Source organism: uncultured Fibrobacter sp., assembly GCF_946062555.1.
In the GTDB taxonomy this organism is placed as follows: Bacteria; Fibrobacterota; Fibrobacteria; order Fibrobacterales; family Fibrobacteraceae; genus Fibrobacter.
The window spans coordinates 73,833-95,959 of the sequence record NZ_CAMGVQ010000001.1 but is presented as its reverse complement, the minus strand read 5'-3'; the positions used below and the strand labels follow the sequence as shown (position 1 = coordinate 95,959).

Sequence of the window (22,127 nt, the reverse complement as noted above, 5' to 3'; positions counted from 1 at the left end):
ATTACAAAAAAAACAGTTTTTTCTTGCTCCAATTTGGAATATTTTAAAAAAGGTCCCCGAGCATACCAGAGACCTTAACAAAGGGAAATCAGGACTGTCTATTAAAAAACAACTAAATCATTCTTGTGGATGAGTTCGTCGGCGACATCCTTGCCCAAGAGTTCATGAATCTGGGCGGTCTTCTTGTGGAGCACAAGCTTCAAGGTTTCGCTATCGAACTTCGCGACACCGCGTGCCACCGGCTCGCCGGTCCCGCTCAAGACTTCAATCAGGTCGCCCTTGTCGAAATGCTTCTTGACGGCGCACACGCCCACGGGAAGCAGGCTCGAGTGCTTTTCGCGCAGAGCCTTCACGCCGCCTTCGTCCACCACCACGGCCCCGCGCGGAGTCGTAATGAAGCTGAGCCAGCGCTGGCGGCTGTTGAGTTTTTTCTTGGAGCCAACAAAGAGCGTGCCTTCGGCGTTTTCAAAAATCACCTGATGCGGCAGCACCTTCATTCCACTCGCGAGGAAGGCGTTGCAGCCGCTCTTGGTCACGTTGCGGATAGCTTCGAGCTTGCTGCGCATACCGCCGGTACTCACGGCAGAACCCGTTTCGCCGGGCTTACCCGCAAGGGCGAGCACAGCAGGCGTAATTTCGGGCACAAAGCGGAGCAGGCGGGCGTTCGGGTTCTTCTTCGGATTGTCATCGAAGAGACCATCTTCGTCCGTGAAAATCAAAAGCAGGTCGGCATCAAGGAAGAGCGCAACATCGCTTGAAAGCTTGTCGTTATCACCCACCTTGATTTCGGCAACGGCGAGCGAGTCATTCTCGTTGATAATCGGGACAATCTTGCGGGCAAGCATCGCCTTGATGGTGTTCTGCAAATTCTTGTAGCGGTTGCGGTCGCGGAAATCTTCGGCAGACAAAAGGATCTGTCCCACGGAAAGCTGCATCCAGCGGAACATTTCACGGTAGGCATACATCAAGTCAATCTGACCCACGGCAGCGCAAGCCTGCTTTTCGGCAAGCACGGTCGGCTTTTCCTTGTAACCGAGCTGGCTCATGCCAGTGCCCACGGCACCACTCGTCACCACAACGACTTCCTTGCCCGCTTCCATCAGGCGAGCGACCGAGTCTGCAAGTTTCTGGATGTAACGGGTGCGAACGCCGCCCTTTTCGGAGTCGACCAAAATACGCGAGCCGATCTTTACGACAATGCGGCGGGATTCATCGAGAATATTCTTTCTTAATTCACTCATAATCTTATTCAAAAATGCTTTAGATCCTTCTCCCCGCAAGGGGGAGCATGCTCACATAAGCGCTAAAGCGCTAAGTGATCAAAGAGACTTCGCAACTTCGTTGCTCCGCTCAGGATGACACCATTCCTTTTTCATTCAAAACTACCTGCAAACAAGCAATCTAATCGCGTCTAGGCGGAGTTGCGGGTTCGAAATGACCTTTTTCCATTCCAGGGCGTTCTTGCGAAGCTGTTGTAGCTGGGCGTTGTTGCCCGCCTTGCCACGCATGCTGAGCAAATGGTTCATACGCTGGTATTCCTGCTCGGCGCGGGCCTCTACCGCAGCGGCAGCCTCTTCGGCATATTCCTTCGCCTTTGCAGAAACAATGCGGCGAGCAATCGCGAGGCCGTCTTTACCGAAATACTTGAGTGTCATATTTACGGCGGCATTGCCCTGCGGAACAGGAACATCCTTGAAACAGGCGTTCTTTAAATCATCGAGTTTCGCGGACATATCCTCGCCCATCGGGTTCACGAGCACGCTCAGGTAGCGAGGCCCTGCGATATCGGAAACGCCCCATTCTTCGGCAATGGAGAAATCGACAGCAAAGTTATACTGCATCATGAGTCCGCGCATTCCGGAATTCGGCCAGACATTGCAGGAAACAGCACCATTGTCGAGCGTCGTCTCGAAGTCGATGATGCCCTGCGACAGCGGATGTTCCAAGCTTACGAAATCTACTTCGTCGTGAATCATCGCGACGTTGCGGTCAAAGGTCACAGTCAGGCAAGACGTATCGCAGAAACGAGAATCCTCGTCGCCGCCTCCCGAACTTTCTTCGAAGTTTCCGACTGACTGCGTGATGCGGCCGCCACCACCGGTTCCGGCCATTCCCACCGATTTAGGCATTCCCGGCACAGAACCCGCTTCAACCTGCGTTCCCATGCTAATTACATAGCAGCCCTTAATCTTACTCTTTTCGATTTCAAGGCCGCGGTCCATCAGCGACGAGAACACGAGCGTCTGCAAATTCTGGTCCGCATCGATCTTCAAAATTTCGTCGGTGATTTCCTTCGCCTTCGCCGGATTGCGAGAATTGAATTCCAACAGACGGTCACGCCCCTTCTCGATATTCTTACGCATGGTATCGCAATCCTTCTTGACCTTAGGGATTACGGTATCGACAAAGTTCTGGAGAAGGTCCTTAGGATCGGCAAGGGCGGCAATCAGTTCGTCCGTATACTTGAGGAAGAGTTCGCCACCGCTCATCATCGGAGTGCCGAAGGCGTTCAAGCCGTTGTGGTACCAGCGGAACATGACTTCCTGGCCGGAGCCCTTTACATAAGGCACGTGGATGATAATGTTTTCGGTCTGGCCGATACGGTCAAGACGGCCAATACGCTGTTCCACCAACGAGGCATCCAAAGGCAAGTCAAACAGGACCAGGTGATGGGCAAACTGGAAGTTGCGGCCTTCGGAACCGATTTCGGAGGCAATCAGCAGGTTCGCGCCGTTTTCACGGCTGAAATTCGCTGCAGCCTTGTCGCGGGCCATAATCGTCATATTCTCGTGGAACATCGAGAAGGCGCCTTCGCCCATGAATTCCGTCAGGAGCGTTTCAAGAGCCTGCACCACCTGAATCGATTCGCAAATCAGGAGCACCTTGTCGTTCGCATGTTCCTTCAAGAATCCCTTGAGCCACACATAGCGTTCATCGAGTGCCCAGGCATCGGAATAGCTCGTGCAGAGAAGGCCGTTTTCTTGAATGTCGGTGGACATGTCGAGATCGTTTTCGGCAGCCACGTTCACCATATCGCGGTAGTTCTGGTTCGGTTCCAGCGGAATTTCGTCGAGTACGCGCTTCGGGAATCCGCCCACGCCCTTACGCGTATTGCGGAACACCACCGAGCCCGTACCCACGGCATCTACAATGCGGCGAATCCATTCGTCAGCAGGCATGCTCTTCGCACTTTCCTGTTCAAGCCAAGGACGGATCATCGACTTCTTGGGCACGCATTCGTTCAGGTCGTCCCAACTCATCTGTTCGCCCGGATCGGTCGGCAGCTTGGAAAGCTCGTTGACCAACTTGCGGTAAGCATCCTGGTCCTTGATAAAGCTGTTGTAATCGCTGAAGCGTACCGGGTCAAGCATCTTGAGCCGGTTGAACTGCGATTCCGGCTGGAACTGCAGCGGCGTACCCGTCAACAGGAGTACACCCTTGGAACGCTGAACCACCGCATTGGCAAGCAGATACTCGTGGCTCGTAAAGCCATCTTCGCAAACCAGGTGGTGCGCTTCGTCGATAATCACCATGTCCCAGTTCGTCTTGAGCAGGTCCTCGATAAGCGCCGGCTGTTTGATCAGAAAATCAATGGAACAAATAAGATCGTTTGCAATCGTGAACGGATTCGGGCGGTCATCGTCGTCGTTCACGAATAGACCCTTAATATAGCCTTCGTCCACCAGCGTAAAGAGATGGTTGAAACGACGCTTCATTTCGATGAGCCACTGGTGCTTCAAGGTTTCAGGCACAATAATCAAGGTGCGGGTCAAGCGACCGCGGGACTTGAGCGCATGCCAAATCATACCAGCTTCGATAGTCTTACCGAGGCCCACTTCGTCCGAAAGCATCAAGCGCGGGAGGGTCGAGCTATCGCAGGCTCGGCTACACAAATAATACTGGTGCGGAATCATGGAAGTGCGCGGACCGATCATGCCACGTACCGACGACGAAATCCACTTGCAAGAAAGTTCCATGGCGCTTTCGCGACGGGCAAACTGCGCACTATTCGAAATGCGGTTTTCACGGAGTGCACGGAACAAATCTTCGGGACGGGCAATCGAAATTTTGCCGCTCAATTCCGATTCTTTCATCTGCCTACCGCCACGGCCCGTATAGACAAGCAGGCCGTCGACATCCTTGACAGATTCTACCGTAAAAGACAGTCCCTTTTCGCTTTTTGCCGTATCGCCTACCGAAAGTTCAAAACGATCTACAGGAGCCCCCATAGAACGGTAGCAACGGACATCACGGACAGCAGGGAAAGAAATCTTAACAATACGGTCTTGCACCTCGGTGACAATACCAAGCCCGAGTGTAGGTTCCGATTGACTTACATAGCGTTGGCCAATCTTGAAATTCATCATACCTCCAAAATGTAGTTTTTTTTTATTAGTTGATAGATCTTAGTTGGCAGAACTTAGAGAAAATCCAAGTTTCATACCACAAATTTGATGTTCTAAGTTCTAGGTTCTAAGTTCTAAGTTCTATATTTACCTCGTATGATATGGTACTACATAGATGAATCCGTGACAGACGGTGAACGACGCAAGGGTCCTTATAATATCGACGAAATCAGGGACTTTGTCAAAAACGGCACCATCAAGGAAGAAACTTTGGTGTGGCATTCGGGTATGGAATCCTGGACTCCCTGGAAAGACACCGAAGAATCCAAGGAAGTTCCGCTTTCCGAAGAAGAACAAATCAAGGCTGCATTGGAAGCTATCATTGCCGAGCACAATAAAGGCAAGCGCTATGCGGGGTTCCTTATTCGCGGAATCGCCTACCTGGTTGACAACATCATCTTGAGCTTCATCGGTCTCCTGATTCTGATGACCATGAGCAAAACGCAGCTGATAGACCTGAACGCCATCGGCGAAGCCATGAACGCCTATGTCAACAACCCGACCTCTGACGAAGCCCTGATGAACGTGCTGAACTTCCCCGGAATGCATGTATTCCTCATTATTTGGGGCATGCTTCAGGCGGCCTACTACGTCACCTTCACCGCGATCAAGGCTGCAACTCCCGGCAAGATGCTGGTGCATATCCATGTAGAATCTGCGGCAGGCGAAAAAATCAGCTGGATAGAATCTGCCATCCGGTTTATCGCCAGCCTGTTTACCCAATGCACACTTGCATTCTACGGTCTAGGCTACCTTATCGTAATGATTGACCCCAAGCGTCGCGCCCTACACGATTTTGTCGCACACACCCGCGTGGTCTACAACAAGAAGAACAAGTAAGCGGTGGCACCGTTACAGGGTCTTGAAGAACTCGACAACCCTCTGCCGGAAAGCATCCATGGAACAGCGGTCCAACAAAGCGACCGCTTTTTCGTTATCCAGGACATTTTCTCCCGCAAGGACGCGGTCCAATACGGATGCAAAAGCCTCGGCATCTGTAGGCGGGTCTACCAACGGGCAGACTCCCTCGAGATTTTCTTTGACAGCCGAAGTCGACGCCCCGACAGCAGGCGTACCGCAGGCAATAGCCTCGATAGGAGGAAGTCCGAAGCCTTCCAACAAAGACGGATAAACCATCAAGTCGGCATGGCGATAAAAATCGCGCAATTCCTCCGCATGGAACTCGCTGAAATGGTACACATTGTAGAGTTTCTTTTCATTCACGACGGCACGCAGGCGTTCCGAGAACTTGCCTACACGAACAAAGGCGACATGCGGTCTGAGACGCGCCATTTCGAAGAAAGTCTCGATATTCTTGCGCGGTTCGTCGAGGCTCACATTTAGGCACATACCATCAAAATTCTTGATACCGTACTTGCGGAGAAATTTTTTCTTTTCTTCGAAAGTCGGCCTAGATGCAGGCTTATTGAACAGGGCGCTATCAACGGGACAGCCGATAACGGAGCCCGGTTTTTGCGACATCTGCGGTCCAAAATAGCTAGAGGCTTCTTCGCGGGTCCAGCCCGAGTTATAGACAAAATAATCAGCCTTGACCGTTGGCCGGATATAGAACAAATTAAGCAGTCTAAATTTAAGAGAATTCGGATAAAGCGTTTCGGCAAAGGTGTCGTGAACAAACATCACAGTCTTGGCACACCCCTTGACCACGGGAACCAAGAAGCCCAATTCTGGACGGATGAAGAAAACGATTTCCGGTTGGATTTTCTTGACCAGCTTTTTGAGCGGTGAACGGAATCCGATGAATCCCGTATAAAGCGACTTTGCCCACACCTCATGAGAAACATAAGAATTCTCAAGCTTTGAAGCGTCAATTTTTTTTCCATTATCCTTGTCGCCAAAGAATTTCGGAGTCTTGAGCCATAGCACATGGGGTTCGAACTCCCCCGCCACAGCCTTGACGAGGTTCATCGTCAGGCGTCCAAAACTGGTACATTCGTTCTTGTCACAGACAAACAGGATTTTTCGCTTCTCGGGCATAACGCAAATATAGAATTTAAAGTTTAAGATTCCCGATCACGGCAGCCTTCACCGACTGCGATTTACTATATTCGTAGCATGGCAAAAATCGGCATCGTTCTTGCAACCTATAACGGCGAAAAGTATCTTAGACAGATGCTCGAATCCCTATTGGCTCAAACAAGGCCCGCCGACTTCATTGTCGCCGTGGACGACGGATCCAAGGACTGCACTCTAGAAATTCTGAAAAGCTACCAGGACCGCCTGCCACTCCAGATATCCATTTCGCCACAGAACATGGGACATCGCAGCGCCTTTTCAAAGTCGCTGGAACTCGCCCGCCCGCAACTGGGCGACGACGACCTGATTGCCCTTGCCGACCAGGACGACGTCTGGCTTCCGCAGAAACTCGAAATTCTAGAAAAAGCCATCGAAACGAACGACGAAATTTCAAAGAAACCCGACCTGGTTTTCGGAGATGCCCAAGTCATTGACGGCGAAGGGAAAATCATCGGAAATTCCTGGCGAGAAATGGACGGCATTCCCGAGCACCTGTCCCTCAGGGCTCTCCTGACCGGATTTACCAATGTAACCGGCTGCATGACCCTCTTTAGGGCAAACCTCCTCGAAAAGATTTTACCCATTCCCGAGCAGGTTCCCGTCCATGACCAATGGATTACATTCTGCGCCTGTGCCCGTAACGGATATGTTTCTATTTCCGACCCGGTCATCCAATACAGGATTCACGGGCAAAACGCAATCGGTCTTGGACACTCGCACACTTGGACGGGCAATCTGAAGCTGAACCTGCAATGGGCGCGAATGATTGCAGGAACACCCCTTTTCGGCGAGCTTTCTGAAGACGACCAGAAATTTTTGAAACGCTACATCGGTTACATTCAAGACAGGCTCGACAAGCCAATTATTCCGCAGTACACCGCCTGGGTCGCCCGAAATGCCCGTAGCCTTTACCCTCATGTTTCGGGACTTTTCGGTCTTATTCCGAGAATTCTTTACGGCATTATCGGCGCTCCTATCATCACCAAATTTTTCGGAAAGAAATAATGAATTCCGTCTGCGTTGTCCTCGTCAATTACAAGAACAAAGAAAAGACCGTAGACTGCCTACGCGCCCTCGAAAAGAGTTCTGTACAGCCAAGCTGCGTCTATATTATCGACAACGCCAGCACCGAAGAATCAAGGCAGTACTTTTGGACCTTCACCTTCAAGTTCAAGGTCCGCTGGATTTGGAACGACGAAAACCGCGGTTTCGCGGCGGCCTGTAACCAGGGAATCTGTGCCGCACAAGGTGACTTTGCAGGAAGTTTTATCTGGTTGCTCAACAACGACACGCTGCCCGAAGCAGACGCGCTTGAAAAATTACTCAGCAAGGCCCTTGCAACGGGAGCAGGAATCACGGGTTCCCTTATCAAGAAGGCTAACGGAGAATTCTCGGGAGGCGTTTGCGTCATCCACCCGAAGTTTGCGACCGTGCAACGCGTCTCTTCGCCCGAAGCCACAAAATTCGACTACGTTGAGGGTTCCTCTTTCTTGATTTCGCACGAATGCCTGAAAAAGACGGGACTCCTGAGCGAAGAGTATTTCCTGTATTTCGAGGAAAGCGATTACTGCATGCATGCAAAGAAAAACGGATTTTCTCTTGCATGGGCTACTGACAGTATTATCCGGCACGATATCGGATCTTCGACTGGCAGCGAAATTGCCAAGGGCGGAGTTCCCTACTTTATCGACTGCCTGATGATCCGCAACCGAATCCATTTCGGTTTCAGGAACGGTTTCTCTGCGGTGAGCCTGTTTGCAGGACTGCTGATCAGTCTCGGTCTACGATTCAAAAGACTGCAATTTTCTAGAATCGCCACCATTCTCGTCATCAGTCTATCCGAAAGGGCTTTTAAAAAGTTTATTGAAAAGAACGGGGGATCTTATGAAATTAGGCATTAAGAAGGTCATCGGTTTTACCTTGTTCTTCGGGGCAGCTCAACTCGCCTGCGCCACGGGTATGGACTGGCCCTCCCACATTTCTTTTGCTGATTCCACTCGCCACCACGAAATTGTCATTGGAGCACAGCTCGACGACTCGATTGCAATTACAAACCTGACGAACGCCCCGACGCACTACGACAATTCCGCCTCGGTCCGCCTTTTCTTGAACGGGCATTTTACCGAACGGTTCCTTTTCGATGCGCGCGTCAAGGTGAGTACCGACCACACCAACAGGGATATAGCCGACAATTTCTACCACCCCGACGAAGGCATACCCTACAACAAGCAGAGCGAAAACAAGCGCACATGGGACATTTTTGCCGCTAACACCAGCTACGACTTGGATGCCGTCAAGTTGCTTGCAGGATTCGACTATCTGAGTATGGGCCCCGCCCGTCGCAACCATGTGATTCTTCGCGGAGACCAGAACAATTACCGTCCATGGCAGGATTCCACAAGTCGCATTTTTGAACCGGCACCGACACCGTATTTCGGCTACCGTTTCGAACTCGGTCCCATCGCCTACTCGCAGTACGCCATGAAACTATTCGAGAAGAAGAACTTCGGCAAGTACATGCACGTACACCGCCTCGACCTTTCCCTCCCCTTCAATATCACCTTCGGGCTTTCGGAAACGGCGCTCTACGGAAGCACCACCGAAACGGAACCGAACCCGAACGAAGATGCGGACAGCTCCGGCCGTGAATTTGAATGGGCCTACGTAATTCCTTTTATCCCTTACGTGTTCCAGGAACACCTGCAAGGCGACCAGGACAACATTTCCCTCGCATTCGATCTGAGTGTCAAGACGATTCCGCATTGGGAATTTTACGGCGAACTCTTGTGGGACGATATGAAATCACCTACGAGCATGTTCGATGATGGCTGGTGGGGCAACAAGTGGGCCACCTCCGTAGGAATCGCCCGCGACAGCATCCGCCTCGGTAGCACGCTCTGGAACTGGTACATGGAATACACCCGTGTCGAGCCCTGGGTTTACACGCACCACAAGGGCGGCGGATACACCTACCGCAGCTACGCCCAAAGTCTCGGAACCGATCTCGGTCCGAACAGCCAGGAGATCTATAGCGAAGTCAGCGGACTTTACAAGGTCGAAAGTGGAGTCTTGAAAGACGCCCTGTTCAAGGGAACGCTACATGCAAGCGCCGTCGCAAAAGACACGGCTTTCGGCGGAAACATCACCGACATGCATACGCCCGAAAGCGCCACAGACAAGAAGTTTCTCGCCGACGAAACCACACTCCATTATGTTGAAATCGGCGGAAAACTTGAATTCAAGCCGTTCGACTGGATGAGCATTCGTGCCGGATACGACCGCTACTTCGGAGATTACGAAGGATTCCGCGCCATGGTGGGCGGAAGTTTCCAGTATTAATACCGGAAAAAGCAGAAATTCATTCTTCAAATAATTTCAGCAAATCTTCGGAAGAATTTGCGACCAGCGCCTTTTCTCGCCACGCCGGATTCAATAGTTTATATGCAATTTTAGCAATAAACTGCGTATGCGCCGTCGCCGATTCTGCCGGAGAAAGCAACAAACACATAAACCGGGGGACCTGCCCAGCCTTGACTTGGATATCCGTAAAGCCTTGCGGACAAACCACAAAAGCAAACAGAGGTTCCTTTAGGCCCGCCACACGGGTATGCGGCAACAGGAGACCTTCGCCCATATAAATACCCTGGGATACCCTTTCCGACAAGGACTTCCACACCGTCATGGCATCGAAAGCGACGGGACCATGCACCAGTGCATCGTAAGCGAGTCCCAATGCTTTCGGGAACGCAACCGATTCTGGGTAATTTTTGACGTAAACAGGTTTCATTCAGTTTCGCTACTAAACCAAAGCCTTGTCCATGAAGTCGAACACCTGCGGAGACGTTGCCTTCGCCATCTTCTTGAATTCATCGAAGACAATTCGCAACTGACGCTTGCCCGGCTCAATGTACTGTTCGAACTTTTCAATTTTTTTGACCCTGCTCAAGAAGCAGTAGGCGCCCATCGCCTGCATGACGCGCTGCAAGCTCGCATGGATAAAGGCTTCCCAGGCGTCATCCTTGGAATAGGTTTTCGCCTCACGATAAGATATTCGCCAATACTCGAAGAAATCCTTTATTTCGGTCAGCGACAGTTCCACATAGGGATCCCACAGGAGGGAGGCGAGATCGTAGAACATCGCACCGCGGCGTGCTCCCTGGAAATCAACAAAGGCGATTTCGGAATTGGGCTTCACCATGATGTTCTGGCTCTGGAAATCGCGATGCATCAGCACCTTGTGCTGTGCCTCGACGGAAACAGCCAACAGGGAATAGAACTGTCGGACACATTCCGGAATTTCGGCAATACCCTTGTGAGCCTTGAGATAATTTTCAGTAAAGTAGTCCGTTTCCCACTTCAGTGCGTCGAAATCAAAACGGCGCAACCACAAATCGGAACGGGAGCTGAACAGCGAACGGGAAACATCCTGCCACTTAATCAGAGAATCGATGACCTCCGGATAGAGGATTCGAACATTGCCCGTCTTCTTTTCGCGTCCCGGCGGCAAGATATTATCGAGCAAGTTATGTTCGCCCAAGTCTTCCTGCAGCACGGAACAGGAGGATTCATCGACGCAATAGATGCGCGGAACCGGGAGTCCAAAAGAACTGAAGGATTCGGAATAGTCAACAAAGCGTTTGAAGTCTTCGTCAACAGAGGCGGAGACCTGCAATACGGAACTACGATTATCCGTTGCAATACGGTAATACTTGCGGCCCGAACCGGCACCGGCAATAGAGGTCACTTCATAATCGGCATAGCCGTGGGACGACAAAAACTGTTGAATAGCGGGCGAAACAACTTGATTCATATCATTCAATATAGCAAATTACGATTTTTCGTAAACAGTCAACACATCCGGTCCAATCATAAAGGATTCCCTCGCAACGACCCCATGGGGCAATTCAGGATAAGGGATTCCGGAAAGGCCCGAAGACTCCAGCGAACGATCGACAGCGGCATCGGAGGATTGCCACAGATCCAGACGATTCCACCCACCACATTCGAACAGGGCCGCCGCAAGGCGCGCCCCCGGTTCCACCATCAGGCGGTGCATTCCCCGACGGGCAAGGTTCGCAAGCATCTCATTCCAATTTTCGGCGAACGTTGCGTGAGAAAGCAGGACGACTTCAATTCCCTGAATGTTCGGCTGTTCAACGCATGAAAACACGAGCCGGGAATCGGCGGACGCGTCGGTACAGTCAAAGAAGCGCAGTCCGGCGATTTCGGGCGCAGAGAAAGTCCGATGCCCCGCCCAGAGGATTTTCACGGGACTGTTCCCGCGGGCAAAGCGCACGTCCAAGCCGGGATTATCCGCCAGAAGCGTTCCTGCACCAACAAGAACGGCATCGCTCATCGCGCGAAGTTCGTGATTCCAGCAGTTGGCCCCCTGAGCGGTAATTTTTAAAGGGGCGCGCGAGCCATCGGCAAGGAGAGTTCCTATGACTCCCTCCTGCGATACGGCAGACTTGATTTCGACGAAGGTCGCCTTGTTGCGAACAAAATAATCGTAGGCTTCGAAGAAGCGTTCTATCTCGTGAAAAAGCATCCGACTCTCGGCACGGGATTCGGCTCGGGACGCAGCAGGATCCACCGGTCCCGAAAGGACCTTGCAACATTCGTCACCGCAAACATCGTCCCACGATTCCTCTGCCACAGCCTTCTCGCAAGCTTCAAGCCCCTCAAAGACCTTGATACCGGCCTCTTCGAGAATCTTGCGGCTCTTGCCACGAACGAGCGGATTCGGATCTGCATGAGCAAAGTAGACTTCCGCAATTCCGGCTTCGGTAATCGCCTTGGTGCAGGGGGGCGTGCGGCCATAATGGCAGCAGGGTTCAAGCGTCACGAAAATGGCCGCGCCGCGGGCGTCCTCGCCCGCGTCACGCAGCGCCATCACTTCGGCATGCGCGTTTCCCGGGCGCTGCGTACGCCCCTTCCCGACGACAATCCCGTCCTTCACAACCACCGCACCCACCGCAGGGTTCGGCCGACTAATCCCTACCGCCAGGAGGGATTCATCAAAAGCTAGTTGCAAAAAGTTCATTCGCTTTCCGAAGATGGCCTCTTCGGTTTATTTTTTCGGGAAAGCAAGATAACCGCCAAGCACATTATACACGCGATCGTAACCCTGTTCCATCAGGATTCGAGTGGCGGCTTCGCTACGACGGCCAGAACGGCAGTAGATTAGCAAGTCCTTGTCCTTGGGAAGTTCTCCCACGCGTTGCTTGAGTTCAGGAAGCGGAATGTTCACCGCATTCGGCGCATAGCCCTCGTTCAATTCAGGAAGATTGCGTACATCCACAAAGACCGCTCCGGCAGCATTCATTTCAAGCGCCTTGTTCCAATCAATGGACTTGATGGCATTCTGTTCAGCAACCTGCTGTGTGGCAGACACGGTCTGGTTCACAACCGCCGGCGCAGCCGTTTTAACATCGGCAGCCTTTTCAGACTTGTTCTCTTCGCAACCTGCCATCATGAACAGTGCAGAAACAGCAATCAGCATTAATTTTTTCATAGGATCTCCGTATTATTTGTTCTTGCTTTTTTAAAATCATTCTCATCCAACTGCATGTACACCCCAAGCACAGAATGGGTGTAACCGTCAGAACGCTTGATAGGAACCGCATTAAACCACAGCAAGCGCTTTTCCACCCCGAACGGGCCTTTCCACGCCTTGGAAAGCCCTCGTTCAAAAACATCCGAAAGGACGCCGTGGAACATCGAGAAATACTTGGGTCGCACCACTTCCAAAAGGCGCTTGCCTTCCACTTCTTTCGGGAACGACATACCAAACGCCAGCGAGAAAGCCTGGTTGCAGCCACCCACCTTGTAATCGCGGTCAATCCAGAACACTCGCATGTCCGGGAACGAGAACACGGAAAACAGCATATTCTCGTTCACGACATCATCGGCCGTAATCGGATTTTCCAGCAACATGTCCAGACGGCGAGCCGCCCCCTTGAAAACGATTTTTGCATTTTCTTCGGAACAGAGCCTTCCCGAAAAGGCAAACCAAGTCAGCTTGCCATTTTCGCCGTACAGGCGCAAACGGACGCCCCGGTTTTCACTAATATCGTGACCAGCCGCTCTAAAATCAACAATACGCTTGTTCAGATGCTTTTCAAAAAAAGCATAATCTTCTTCCGGCATCAACAACCGAAGGTCCTGCACGCCCATGGACCTAGGAATGACTCGGCCTTCGTCATCGACCAACGGCGTAATAAAGGAAAAACGGCGGGAATCAATATCCAAGGACCACAGGAAATCCCCGGTACTGCGCAGGAACATATCGATGTTGTCCTTCAGCTGGTCTCGCTGACGGCTCGTTTCGATTTCAATGGTGACATTCTTGAGAAAAAGCACCATATTCACGTCGCTGCCTCGCTTATGCATATAGGCGCGTAGCTCGTACCAGTTTTTTCTTGATTCTTCGCCAAACGAAAAAACAAAAGGAATATCCGGATGCGCATCCCACCCGCGGACATATTCCTGAAGTCTCAAATAATCACTTTCCGAAAGAATCGGCTTAAAATAGTGTTTCTGGAGAATCTGTTCATAAAGGGGATCCGACACATACTTGGGGGTCGCATCGAGCAACCGCCCTTCCTTGGACATCGTTATCAGGAAATCGCCCAAATACCCCGAAAAAACGGTATAGGCCTTCTGCTTTTCCTGGTTTTCCTTGAGCAACATAGCCACAAGAAGCAATGCCACCAGCAACAGGAGGAGCAAAAAGAGAAATGCGACAACGATGCTAAAGGATACCTGCATAACAAATCCAATCCTCATCTACAATATAGTCTTTTTGCGAATTTGTTTCGAGAACGAAAACCCGAACCAGTCCCAATTTGACGATTTCACTCCATACGCCCCTTCCGCAAACAGACCTCCCAGCCCAAACGAGAGCGACAGGGCCATCCCAAATTCCGGGAAACGGTACGACGAGCGAACTTCAAGAAACTCGAACCGCACGGAACACCCCACATCAAATGAGGTTCCATCCCATTCCACAAAACCGGCAAACCGCCCATTGACATCAACCCCCGCACCCAAGTAATAATCCCGTTCGGACCAAGGAGCATCGGTCCAGCCCGAAAGCATCGCCGATAACGAAAGGACTTTCCAAAGCAAGGCGACCCCCGACTTATAGCGGTGTCGCCCCCAATGATCCAGCCCAGGGGCCCATTCGGCAGAAAAGCCATAACCAGCCCCCACGGCAAACCATGTCCCTGATACAGAAAAATCCAATTCCGTATAGACTCGCCGATAAATCGAATCCAATTCGAGAAAGGAACTCGAAAAGGCGACGCGCCCGGCCATACTGCGAGAAGCTTCTAGATTCACCAACTTGCAACCAAGACAGATTTCCGCAGCGACCCCCGCCGCCTGCATTCCGACTTCCCCAAGACGCACATACGAGAGCCCAAAACCAGGCATTCCCTGTCGCGCAGGTGTCGAAGAATATCCCGGCAGTCCAAACAGGGCTAGATTTCCTCCCGGATTTTGAACAAACTCCGCAGGATAGTCCATCGAGTACACTCGGGATATCCAAAGAAATAAAAGCACCCCCACAAATTGACGAAAAGCAACAAAGTTCATCATAGGCACCCTACGGTCTCAGCAAGATGCCGATTCGTTTTTCGAACTTGCCCACAGAAAGTTCCACGTAAGCCACCCCCACCTTCGGAAGACTATCCAGCGGGATTACCCACCAAGCATTGGAACGAGCAGGAAGGAGGCGTCCCCATTCCGAACGCCCCGACGAATCCAGCAGACGGACCTGAACCGACGCTTCACTTTCGACATAGACCCGCAAAGGCGCACCCCCGCGCCGAACCACGCGCGAAGACAGTTTCCATTCGAACGGGAAATCGGAGGAGGGCTCCTTTGAAGACTTCGCTACTCCCTGGAAGCCCGGCGTATTTTCACTCCGGAGAGTCTGCGGGTTAAAGCCCGAGGGACACTTGACCGTATTCTTGTCCCACGACACACTATCGACAACCGTTTCGTCCGCGCAAATCGCGATAGAACCCGCTGTGTTATTGAGATAGCCCAACGCCACCTGAACGAGGCGTACATCTCGAAAACCGATGAATTCGCGCAGCATGAAAGTATCCCTACTCAAAAGGAACGACTCGTAAGGCGCCAAGGAATCGCGCAAGGAGCCCCACACCCCGCCACGGCCACAAAAGTGGAATTTTGACAAAGGCTGAGGTGCCACCCCCGCATTGTAGATTTCCACCCACTCCGGCTCCGGTTCCGCCGGACAGTGGTGGACTTCGGTGATGCGAAGAGGCGCAATCGGAGCTGACGAAGCGCTTTCGGGATCCACTCTGTACTCATTATATTCATCCGGAACCCCCGGAGTCGGCTCGGATACGACCCATTCATCGGTTTCCTTGACCCGCTGCAGCGACTTGCCGGGTTTCGGCTTGGGAACGAACACCGAATCCCGACAAGAACCCGCCTCAAGAAGCCAGGACGATTCGCGAGAATTAGGGAGCGAAACCGATCCCAACAGCCCGCAAGCAACCCCCGTCCCAGAACAAGAGGCGCTGTCGTGAACCAGCAACAGGCGGTTTCCTTGAGGAAATTCAAGGCGAAGCGGTTCCTTGCCCTCAAACTGCACCAGCAGGCTCTCGGGCCGGTACACAAAATCTTCCGAAGGAGCCGACAGGCGAATCTCGACGAATTCCCCCTGCTGATCCGGGACATCGACCGGATCGGAATAGAATTCCACGAACTGCGGACAGGCGTATGCTGGAGTCCCACACTCTGCCAGCACGATCCCGACAAAATAGAGGCAGTACCCAAGATACCGCTCCAAAACAATTTTTAGCAAAATCACCCCCTAGGGGTGGAACTATCCTTAGCCGGTCAAGCCGACGCCATTTTTTCGGATAGGGGCGTTACCCGAACACCATCAGTCGACGGTATAGCCGTTGGGCAACATGTAAGCAAGCGGGTTAACCGGGGCGTTATGCACCCAGACCTCATAATGGAGGTGCGGGCCCACAGAGCGGCCGGTATTTCCCATATAACCAATCACCTGGTAGCGGTGAACAAACTGGCCCGGATGCACGATCGACAGCTGCATGTGACCGTAGCGAGTCTTGATGCTGTTTCCGTGGTCAATCGTCACGAAGTTTCCGAAGGTCGAACTCATCTGGGCGACTTCCACCACTCCATCGGCAGAGGCGTAAATCGGGGTCCAGCGTTCATTCGAGATATCCACGCCCTGGTGCATCTTGCCGACTTCACCCGTGACCGGATGGATTCGGGGACCAAAAGCAGAAGCGTAGCGGCCGTTTGTCGGAGAAATCGACGGTACGAATCGCCAGGCAGACATCTTCTGGTCCATGTACTTGTTCAGATTGCGGAAAGAAGCGTCGTTGTTCGCAAGCTTGCCCTGAATGCGCTGGGCAGTCTCGCCGAGAATCGACATCCGTTCGAAAACCGGAGACGTCTTGCGGAGCAAGAGCGAATCGGCACTGATGGAGCCACCCGTTCCCAGTTCTCTGGAAGCCTCGTCCTGCATCGGCAGACTGAAACGGGCATAGAGGCGGTTTTCGTCGTTAAAAAAGGAATTCGTCGTATTGGACAGGTAATCGAGGGTTCCCTGAATCTGGGTCATTTCGCGGTCCAGCTTGGCACGTTCGTTCAGCTGGTGATTCAGGACTCCGTCGTAGATGGTTGTGGAAACCACCTGCACCATAAACAGCAAGACACCTATCGCCACGAAGAAGCGGAGCACCGGCCATGCCTTGAAGAGGATCGCCGGCATGTGCAGCGTCACGGACTTCGAGGAATTCTGGAAGTGTATGGTTGTCTTGTAAAAATTCACGGCAGAAAAGATAGTAAAAGACCTCCAAAAAGCCAAACAAAAAACGTGATATTCATCAACCACATCCCGAGACGAAACAAAAAGCGCCGTTTTCGAGCAAAAAACAGAATTTCATCAAAATTAATGCAAGAAAAAAGTAAGTTTTTAGACAGGATTGTCGATATCGACAAACTTGGCCGGAATACCTAGTTCGGCCTGGATTTTATGAGCCAGATTGAGCACCCCGAAAATCTCGGTACGATGGTGCCCGCAACTGACAAGATTGAATCCCAGTTCCTCGCAAGTAATCGGAACAGCCTCCTTGATTTCCCCAGTTACAAAAGCATCGCATCCGAGTGAAATCGCTTCCTGGATTCCGCTCGCTCCCGAACCGCTACAGACGGCAACCTTGCGGATAATCCCGTTCCCGTAGAAAAGCGACTGCTGCACTCCGTGTTCGAACACGCTATTCAGGCATGTCAGCAAAGCCTCGCGCGAAACCTTCGTCGGAAACTGCCCCACCACACCGATCGTGCGTTCCCCCTCCTGCATAAACCCTTCGATTTTTTCCAGCCCCATTGCGCGGGCAATCGACACGTTATTACCCACTTCCATGTGGCCGTCGAGCGGAAGGTGGTAGCCGTACAGAGAGATGCCGTTATGCATCAGTCGGCGCATACGCTCGCCGAATTTTCCGACCAAGACACGATTTTCGCCATTCCAGAAACCGTTAGGATGGTGTACTATAATACAGTCGGCCTGTTCCTCGATAGCCGCATCGATCAGACGGTCACGGAAAGAAACTCCCGTCACGATTCGGTTCACCTTGTCGGACGCCTCTACGCAGAGGCCATTATTGCAATAATCCTTAAATGCCTGCGGGACTAGCAGGTCGTTCAGCCAAGTGGAAAAAACAGACAATTTCATATGACGGAAAATAGTAAAAATGCCCATTTTAAAAGACTGCCTGCGAAAAAAGGCTGTTCTCTTTTTTGGAGTTGCCAATCTTTATGCGTTTTTGTAGATTTATGCATAGAAAAATCTCAAACCCGTTTTTTCAGCGCTTGGGAATGCTCAAAAATGCGACTTTCTTTTTGGTGCTGGAAACATCAAGGAGCCTACATGGCACATTATCTTTTTACTTCTGAATCCGTATCCAAGGGACACCCGGACAAAGTCTGCGACCAGATTTCTGACGCAATCCTCGACGCATGCCTTGCGCAGGACCCGAACAGCCGCGTCGCTTGCGAAACGCTCGTGAACACGGGCCTCGTCGTGATTTCCGGCGAAATCACCACCAAGGCAGTCATCGACTACCAGCAGATTGCCCGCAAGACCATCAAGGGCATCGGCTACGTGAATCCGGAACTCGCCTTCGACTACAAGGGCTGCTCCGTGCTCGTCGCTATGGACAAGCAGTCTCCGGACATCGCCCAGGGCGTGGACGCCAAAGCTGCCGACGGTAAGGAAGACGACAAGCAGGGTGCCGGTGACCAGGGCATGATGTTCGGCTACGCCGTAAAGGAAACCAAGGAACTGATGCCGCTCCCGATCAGCCTCGCCCACAAGCTCATGGAAGAAATCCAGAACCTCCGCGAAAAGGGAAAAATCAAGTGGCTCCGTCCGGACGCCAAGTCCCAGGTGACGGTCGAATACGACGAAAACGACAAGCCGGTGCGCGTGGACACGGTCGTGATTTCTACCCAGCACGACGAATTCGTGAACGGCAAGGAACTCAAGCACGCCACGATCGAAAAGGAAATCATCGAAAAGCTCATCAAGAAGGTGATTCCGGCCAAGTTGCTCGACAAGAAGACCCGTTACCTCGTGAACCCGACCGGCAAGTTCGTGGTCGGTGGCCCGCACGGGGACTGCGGCCTCACCGGTCGTAAGATTATCGTCGACACCTACGGCGGCATGGGCCGTCACGGTGGTGGCGCCTTCAGCGGTAAGGACCCGAGTAAGGTGGACCGCAGCGCCGCCTACGCCGCTCGCTACGTGGCAAAGAACATTGTCGCCGCAGACCTCGCCTACCGTTGCGAAGTACAGCTCGCCTACGCCATCGGTTATTCCAAGCCGGTTTCCGTACTCGTGAACACCTTCGGCACGGGCAAGATCGGCGACCGCGAAATCGAAGCAATCGTTTCCAAGACCTTCGACCTTTCTCCGGCCGGCATCGTGAAGATGCTCGACCTCAAAAAGCCGGGCTACCAGGCAACTGCCGCGCTTGGCCACTTCGGCCGCACCGGCGCACGCTTCACCTGGGAAAAGACCGACAAGGCTGCAACTCTGAAGAAGCTCGCCAAGGTGTAAAAATCAATTATCCAAACACCTCCGGATATTGCAAAGCTCCCGAAAATTTTCGGGAGCTTTTTTTGTGGATTCCGTCAGTCGCACCGCTCCGTCCAAGATGAAGTTTCTACAAAAGTCATCCTCGACCGAAGGGAGGGCGGACAGCACCTGGCAAGTGGACGCCTTTGGCGTCCGCAATTTCGGCTCAACCATGCCAGAATGTAAACATTCTGTCGCGGCGTTCACCTTATATGCTTTTGTTGCCTTAGTGCGCACGGTCCCCGAATGGGGAGAATCCAAAGCTAATTGGCGTTTTTAAAACTGGAAATACAGGAACGGGTTGTAGCTCTGCGTAAAGAGCGCAAGCACGGCCACCACAAAAATCAGGAGCGCCACCGCCACTCGCTGCGGAGACACCTTGTCACACCAGTCATAGCTGCGGAACTTCCAGAACGAGAGCATAAAGGCGAGCGCCATAAAGAACTGGCAGCTCGGCGTAAAGATTTCCGCAGAAAGAATGGCATCGGCGGCACTCACCGCATTCAAGCCTAGCAAGCATTTCCACATACGCCAAGCTTCACCGATAGTATCGGCGCGGAAAAGCACCCAGCCGAATAACACAATAACCTGTGTCGCCGCAAGCTGTACAACCTTAGGCAACTTGTAGTAAAGCGCCTGCTTGTTGTTCGCGCGTTCCACAATCATGAAAAACGCGTGGTACAGTCCCCAGCATACAAAAGTCCAGTTTGCACCGTGCCACACGCCACTCACGAACATCACCAGGAACAAGTTGAAATACAGGCGGGCCGTTCCGACACGATTGCCTCCCATCGGAATGTACAGATAATCCCGGAACCAACTCGTGAGTGAAATATGCCAGCGCTTCCAGAATTCGGTAATACTCTTGGAACGGTACGGGCCGTCGAAGTTGCGCGGGAAATGGAACCCGAGCATAAGCCCAAGGCCAATCGCCATATTCGAATACGCCGAGAAATCAAAATAAATCTGGAACATGTAAGCGAGCGAACCCCACCAACTATTGAGCACGCCGGGCGCATCTGCCGCAAACACGCGGTCAGCAATGATGCCCACCTGATTCGCAAGGAAAATTTTCTCGGCAAAACCGAAACAGAAAAACACCATGCCGCGTACAAAATTTTCAAGGGTATGCGTGCGCGTTTCGAGTTCTTCAGCAACCGTATTGTAACGCACGATCGGACCCGCCACCAGCTGCGGGAACAAAGCCACGTAGCACGCAAACGTCGCAAAATTCTTGACCGGCGGAGCAGTCCCGCGCCACACGTCAATCGCATAGCTCATAGACTGGAACGAATAGAACGAAATACCTACCGGCAAAAGCACCGTCATTACCGAGAACGGCTCACAACCGAGCCTGGTCGCCACATCGTTAATGATCCCCATGCCAAACATGTAATACTTGAAATAAGCTAGCGCACCGAGGTTTACCGCGACAGCGACTCCAAGCGCAAGATTCCGTTGCAGCTTCGAGGCTCCCGGCGCCGAAATAAAGCGCCCCGCCACATACACCACCAAGGTGCAGCCAAACATCAGGAACACAAGCCACGGTTCAAGCCACCCATAAAAGATATAGCTGAAGACCGTGATGAAAAAGTTCAGCAATGAATGCTTCGCGTGCAGCTTGTACAACACGAAGTAGCCAACAAGAAACGTCGGCAAGAAATAGAACAAGAAAATCTGAGAGGAGAATACCATAGAGGATTGAGCTATGAGCGCGGGGCTAAAGCCCCTTTGAGGTATGGGGTCGTGATGAAGAAGTCAATATCAACAACAAATTCCCTCAAAGGGAGCCGCAGGCGACCAACCTCACCGCACAAAGCGAGTGAAACGAGCGACCTCATCACTCATTAACCTCGATAGCCAGGTAACGCGGAGATTCGTCATCAAAGTATTCGTCCTCGACGGCACCGTCCCAGTTGCCTTCGAGCGGCACAAGTTTGAGCTTATGCTTGGCCTTCGCCTTGAACTCGCCCACGTTGCCCTTGGACTTGTCGGCCATCTTGTCTTTTACCTTGCCGCGGGCGATCAGCGGATTGTAGACACCCACCAGAACTTCCTTGGCATCGAGCGAACCCGATTCCACCTTGAGTACCTTGTACTTGAAAACATAAACGTAACTGTACAGGTCATTACTAGGCATCTTGCCCGGGATTTCCGTAAGACGAGCTTCGACGGCAATGGGATCGGCCACCGCAAAGGCGACCACGGCCAGCAAAATGAACATCAGCTTCTTGAGCATAGGGATTCCTCGTTGTTAAAAATTCAAGTGTAACACGGAGCCGTTCGCATGACGGTCGGCATAGAAAATATGCAAATGGTGCCAGGTGTCATCTTTAGATTCAGTCTCCGGATTATCCTTCGGTTCAGACTGATCATCAATTTGTGCTTTTTCTTCTTCGGGAGCAACCGGTTTCGAAGAATCCGAGGTATCGCAACCATAAAAAGCCACAGCCAGCATACCGACTGCACAGAAACGGAAAATCTTGTTCATATATAACCCCATATCTTTTTTAAAAATAGCAACAATCAAA

The 22,127-nt window shown here is 52.1% G+C and carries 20 protein-coding genes; 5 read left to right on the top strand and 15 right to left on the bottom strand.

The features are described from left to right. Window positions 1-101 precede the first annotated feature (101 nt). Window positions 102-1,241: a glutamate 5-kinase gene (proB, locus tag Q0P86_RS00410; RefSeq protein WP_295036639.1), complete on the bottom strand. Its 1,140-nt coding sequence runs from the start codon at window positions 1,239-1,241 to the stop codon at window positions 102-104. Window positions 1,242-1,382: 141 nt separating this feature from the next. Then, window positions 1,383-4,367: an RNA polymerase-associated protein RapA gene (rapA, locus tag Q0P86_RS00405; protein WP_295036637.1), complete on the bottom strand. Its 2,985-nt coding sequence runs from the start codon at window positions 4,365-4,367 to the stop codon at window positions 1,383-1,385. A 135-nt stretch (window positions 4,368-4,502) separates the two neighbouring features. Here rapA and Q0P86_RS00400 point away from each other — a divergent pair, with 135 nt between their 5' ends. Then, window positions 4,503-5,246 carry an RDD family protein gene (locus Q0P86_RS00400; protein WP_290995629.1) on the top strand — a complete coding sequence of 248 codons (744 nt, stop codon included), beginning with the start codon at window positions 4,503-4,505 and terminating at the stop codon, window positions 5,244-5,246. A gap of 12 nt (window positions 5,247-5,258) precedes the next feature. On the opposite strand, the gene Q0P86_RS00395 is transcribed toward Q0P86_RS00400, so the two are convergent. Continuing rightward, window positions 5,259-6,404 (bottom strand): glycosyltransferase, encoded by a 1,146-nt coding sequence (locus Q0P86_RS00395; RefSeq protein ID WP_295036635.1) that lies wholly within the window; start codon window positions 6,402-6,404, stop codon window positions 5,259-5,261. A gap of 78 nt (window positions 6,405-6,482) precedes the next feature. Here Q0P86_RS00395 and Q0P86_RS00390 point away from each other — a divergent pair, with 78 nt between their 5' ends. From Q0P86_RS00390 to Q0P86_RS00380, 3 genes are read left to right on the top strand one after another with little or no spacing between them, the layout of a single operon-like run. Beyond that, a complete protein-coding gene (locus Q0P86_RS00390) occupies window positions 6,483-7,448 on the top strand; it encodes a glycosyltransferase (protein WP_290995633.1) in 966 nt (321 codons plus the stop codon). After that, entirely contained in the window at window positions 7,448-8,344 is an 897-nt protein-coding gene (locus Q0P86_RS00385; protein WP_294111456.1) for a glycosyltransferase family 2 protein, read from the top strand. Before Q0P86_RS00390 ends, Q0P86_RS00385 begins: the two co-directional genes overlap by 1 nt. Continuing rightward, on the top strand, window positions 8,328-9,782 hold the full coding sequence (locus Q0P86_RS00380; RefSeq protein ID WP_295036633.1) for a hypothetical protein: 1,455 nt from the start codon (window positions 8,328-8,330) through the stop codon (window positions 9,780-9,782). Before Q0P86_RS00385 ends, Q0P86_RS00380 begins: the two co-directional genes overlap by 17 nt. Before the next feature lie 19 nt (window positions 9,783-9,801). On the opposite strand, the gene Q0P86_RS00375 is transcribed toward Q0P86_RS00380, so the two are convergent. The 9 genes from Q0P86_RS00375 to Q0P86_RS00335 all read right to left on the bottom strand — a co-directional run bounded on the left by Q0P86_RS00375 (window position 9,802) and on the right by Q0P86_RS00335 (window position 18,192). Continuing rightward, on the bottom strand, window positions 9,802-10,230 hold the full coding sequence (locus Q0P86_RS00375) for a PTS sugar transporter subunit IIA (protein ID WP_295036631.1): 429 nt from the start codon (window positions 10,228-10,230) through the stop codon (window positions 9,802-9,804). A gap of 12 nt (window positions 10,231-10,242) precedes the next feature. Further along, on the bottom strand, window positions 10,243-11,253 hold the full coding sequence (locus Q0P86_RS00370) for a phosphotransferase (protein WP_295036628.1): 1,011 nt from the start codon (window positions 11,251-11,253) through the stop codon (window positions 10,243-10,245). Window positions 11,254-11,271: 18 nt separating this feature from the next. After that, window positions 11,272-12,486 carry a bifunctional diaminohydroxyphosphoribosylaminopyrimidine deaminase/5-amino-6-(5-phosphoribosylamino)uracil reductase RibD gene (ribD, locus tag Q0P86_RS00365; protein ID WP_295036625.1) on the bottom strand — a complete coding sequence of 405 codons (1,215 nt, stop codon included), beginning with the start codon at window positions 12,484-12,486 and terminating at the stop codon, window positions 11,272-11,274. A 27-nt stretch (window positions 12,487-12,513) separates the two neighbouring features. Continuing rightward, entirely contained in the window at window positions 12,514-12,957 is a 444-nt protein-coding gene (locus Q0P86_RS00360; protein WP_294111464.1) for a rhodanese-like domain-containing protein, read from the bottom strand. After that, window positions 12,954-14,213 (bottom strand): hypothetical protein, encoded by a 1,260-nt coding sequence (locus Q0P86_RS00355; protein ID WP_290995648.1) that lies wholly within the window; start codon window positions 14,211-14,213, stop codon window positions 12,954-12,956. Before Q0P86_RS00355 ends, Q0P86_RS00360 begins: the two co-directional genes overlap by 4 nt. 18 nt (window positions 14,214-14,231) lie before the next feature. Beyond that, window positions 14,232-14,972, bottom strand: coding sequence for a hypothetical protein (locus Q0P86_RS00350; RefSeq protein ID WP_294111465.1), 741 nt, complete (start codon window positions 14,970-14,972; stop codon window positions 14,232-14,234). A 79-nt stretch (window positions 14,973-15,051) separates the two neighbouring features. Further along, a complete protein-coding gene (locus Q0P86_RS00345; RefSeq protein ID WP_294111467.1) occupies window positions 15,052-16,227 on the bottom strand; it encodes a lamin tail domain-containing protein in 1,176 nt (391 codons plus the stop codon). A 138-nt stretch (window positions 16,228-16,365) separates the two neighbouring features. Beyond that, a complete protein-coding gene (locus Q0P86_RS00340; RefSeq protein WP_290995655.1) occupies window positions 16,366-17,286 on the bottom strand; it encodes a M23 family metallopeptidase in 921 nt (306 codons plus the stop codon). Between the two features lie 144 nt (window positions 17,287-17,430). Continuing rightward, a complete protein-coding gene (locus Q0P86_RS00335; protein ID WP_295036620.1) occupies window positions 17,431-18,192 on the bottom strand; it encodes a Nif3-like dinuclear metal center hexameric protein in 762 nt (253 codons plus the stop codon). Between the two features lie 195 nt (window positions 18,193-18,387). On the opposite strand from Q0P86_RS00335, the gene metK reads away from it, so the two are divergent. Further along, window positions 18,388-19,578 carry a methionine adenosyltransferase gene (metK, locus tag Q0P86_RS00330; RefSeq protein ID WP_290995660.1) on the top strand — a complete coding sequence of 397 codons (1,191 nt, stop codon included), beginning with the start codon at window positions 18,388-18,390 and terminating at the stop codon, window positions 19,576-19,578. 294 nt (window positions 19,579-19,872) lie between these two features. Here metK and Q0P86_RS00325 read toward each other — a convergent pair whose 3' ends face one another. From Q0P86_RS00325 to Q0P86_RS00315, 3 genes are all read right to left on the bottom strand, one after another. Next, the gene (locus Q0P86_RS00325; protein ID WP_294111476.1) at window positions 19,873-21,291 is read right to left on the bottom strand and encodes an MBOAT family O-acyltransferase; all 1,419 of its coding nucleotides are present in this window, start codon (window positions 21,289-21,291) and stop codon (window positions 19,873-19,875) included. 145 nt (window positions 21,292-21,436) lie between these two features. Further along, on the bottom strand, window positions 21,437-21,835 hold the full coding sequence (locus Q0P86_RS00320; RefSeq protein ID WP_294111478.1) for a hypothetical protein: 399 nt from the start codon (window positions 21,833-21,835) through the stop codon (window positions 21,437-21,439). A gap of 15 nt (window positions 21,836-21,850) precedes the next feature. Further along, window positions 21,851-22,087, bottom strand: coding sequence for a hypothetical protein (locus Q0P86_RS00315; RefSeq protein ID WP_295036618.1), 237 nt, complete (start codon window positions 22,085-22,087; stop codon window positions 21,851-21,853). Window positions 22,088-22,127: the final 40 nt, after the last annotated feature.

Bases quoted from the DNA above. Each gene is read 5' to 3' on its own strand.
- Q0P86_RS00325 (WP_294111476.1), bottom strand. From the start codon at position 21,291: ATGGTATTCTCCTCTCAGATTTTCTTGTTCTATTTCTTGCCGACGTTT.
- rapA (WP_295036637.1), bottom strand. From the start codon at position 4,367: ATGATGAATTTCAAGATTGGCCAACGCTATGTAAGTCAATCGGAACCT.
- Q0P86_RS00335 (WP_295036620.1), bottom strand. From the start codon at position 18,192: ATGAAATTGTCTGTTTTTTCCACTTGGCTGAACGACCTGCTAGTCCCG.
- Q0P86_RS00370 (WP_295036628.1), bottom strand. From the start codon at position 11,253: ATGAATCAAGTTGTTTCGCCCGCTATTCAACAGTTTTTGTCGTCCCAC.
- Q0P86_RS00320 (WP_294111478.1), bottom strand. From the start codon at position 21,835: ATGCTCAAGAAGCTGATGTTCATTTTGCTGGCCGTGGTCGCCTTTGCG.
- Q0P86_RS00395 (WP_295036635.1), bottom strand. From the start codon at position 6,404: ATGCCCGAGAAGCGAAAAATCCTGTTTGTCTGTGACAAGAACGAATGT.
- Q0P86_RS00375 (WP_295036631.1), bottom strand. From the start codon at position 10,230: ATGAAACCTGTTTACGTCAAAAATTACCCAGAATCGGTTGCGTTCCCG.
- Q0P86_RS00400 (WP_290995629.1), top strand. From the start codon at position 4,503: ATGATATGGTACTACATAGATGAATCCGTGACAGACGGTGAACGACGC.
- Q0P86_RS00355 (WP_290995648.1), bottom strand. From the start codon at position 14,213: ATGCAGGTATCCTTTAGCATCGTTGTCGCATTTCTCTTTTTGCTCCTC.
- metK (WP_290995660.1), top strand. From the start codon at position 18,388: ATGGCACATTATCTTTTTACTTCTGAATCCGTATCCAAGGGACACCCG.
- ribD (WP_295036625.1), bottom strand. From the start codon at position 12,486: ATGAACTTTTTGCAACTAGCTTTTGATGAATCCCTCCTGGCGGTAGGG.
- Q0P86_RS00350 (WP_294111465.1), bottom strand. From the start codon at position 14,972: ATGGACTATCCTGCGGAGTTTGTTCAAAATCCGGGAGGAAATCTAGCC.
- Q0P86_RS00385 (WP_294111456.1), top strand. From the start codon at position 7,448: ATGAATTCCGTCTGCGTTGTCCTCGTCAATTACAAGAACAAAGAAAAG.
- Q0P86_RS00380 (WP_295036633.1), top strand. From the start codon at position 8,328: ATGAAATTAGGCATTAAGAAGGTCATCGGTTTTACCTTGTTCTTCGGG.
- Q0P86_RS00360 (WP_294111464.1), bottom strand. From the start codon at position 12,957: ATGAAAAAATTAATGCTGATTGCTGTTTCTGCACTGTTCATGATGGCA.
- proB (WP_295036639.1), bottom strand. From the start codon at position 1,241: ATGAGTGAATTAAGAAAGAATATTCTCGATGAATCCCGCCGCATTGTC.
- Q0P86_RS00390 (WP_290995633.1), top strand. From the start codon at position 6,483: ATGGCAAAAATCGGCATCGTTCTTGCAACCTATAACGGCGAAAAGTAT.
- Q0P86_RS00315 (WP_295036618.1), bottom strand. From the start codon at position 22,087: ATGAACAAGATTTTCCGTTTCTGTGCAGTCGGTATGCTGGCTGTGGCT.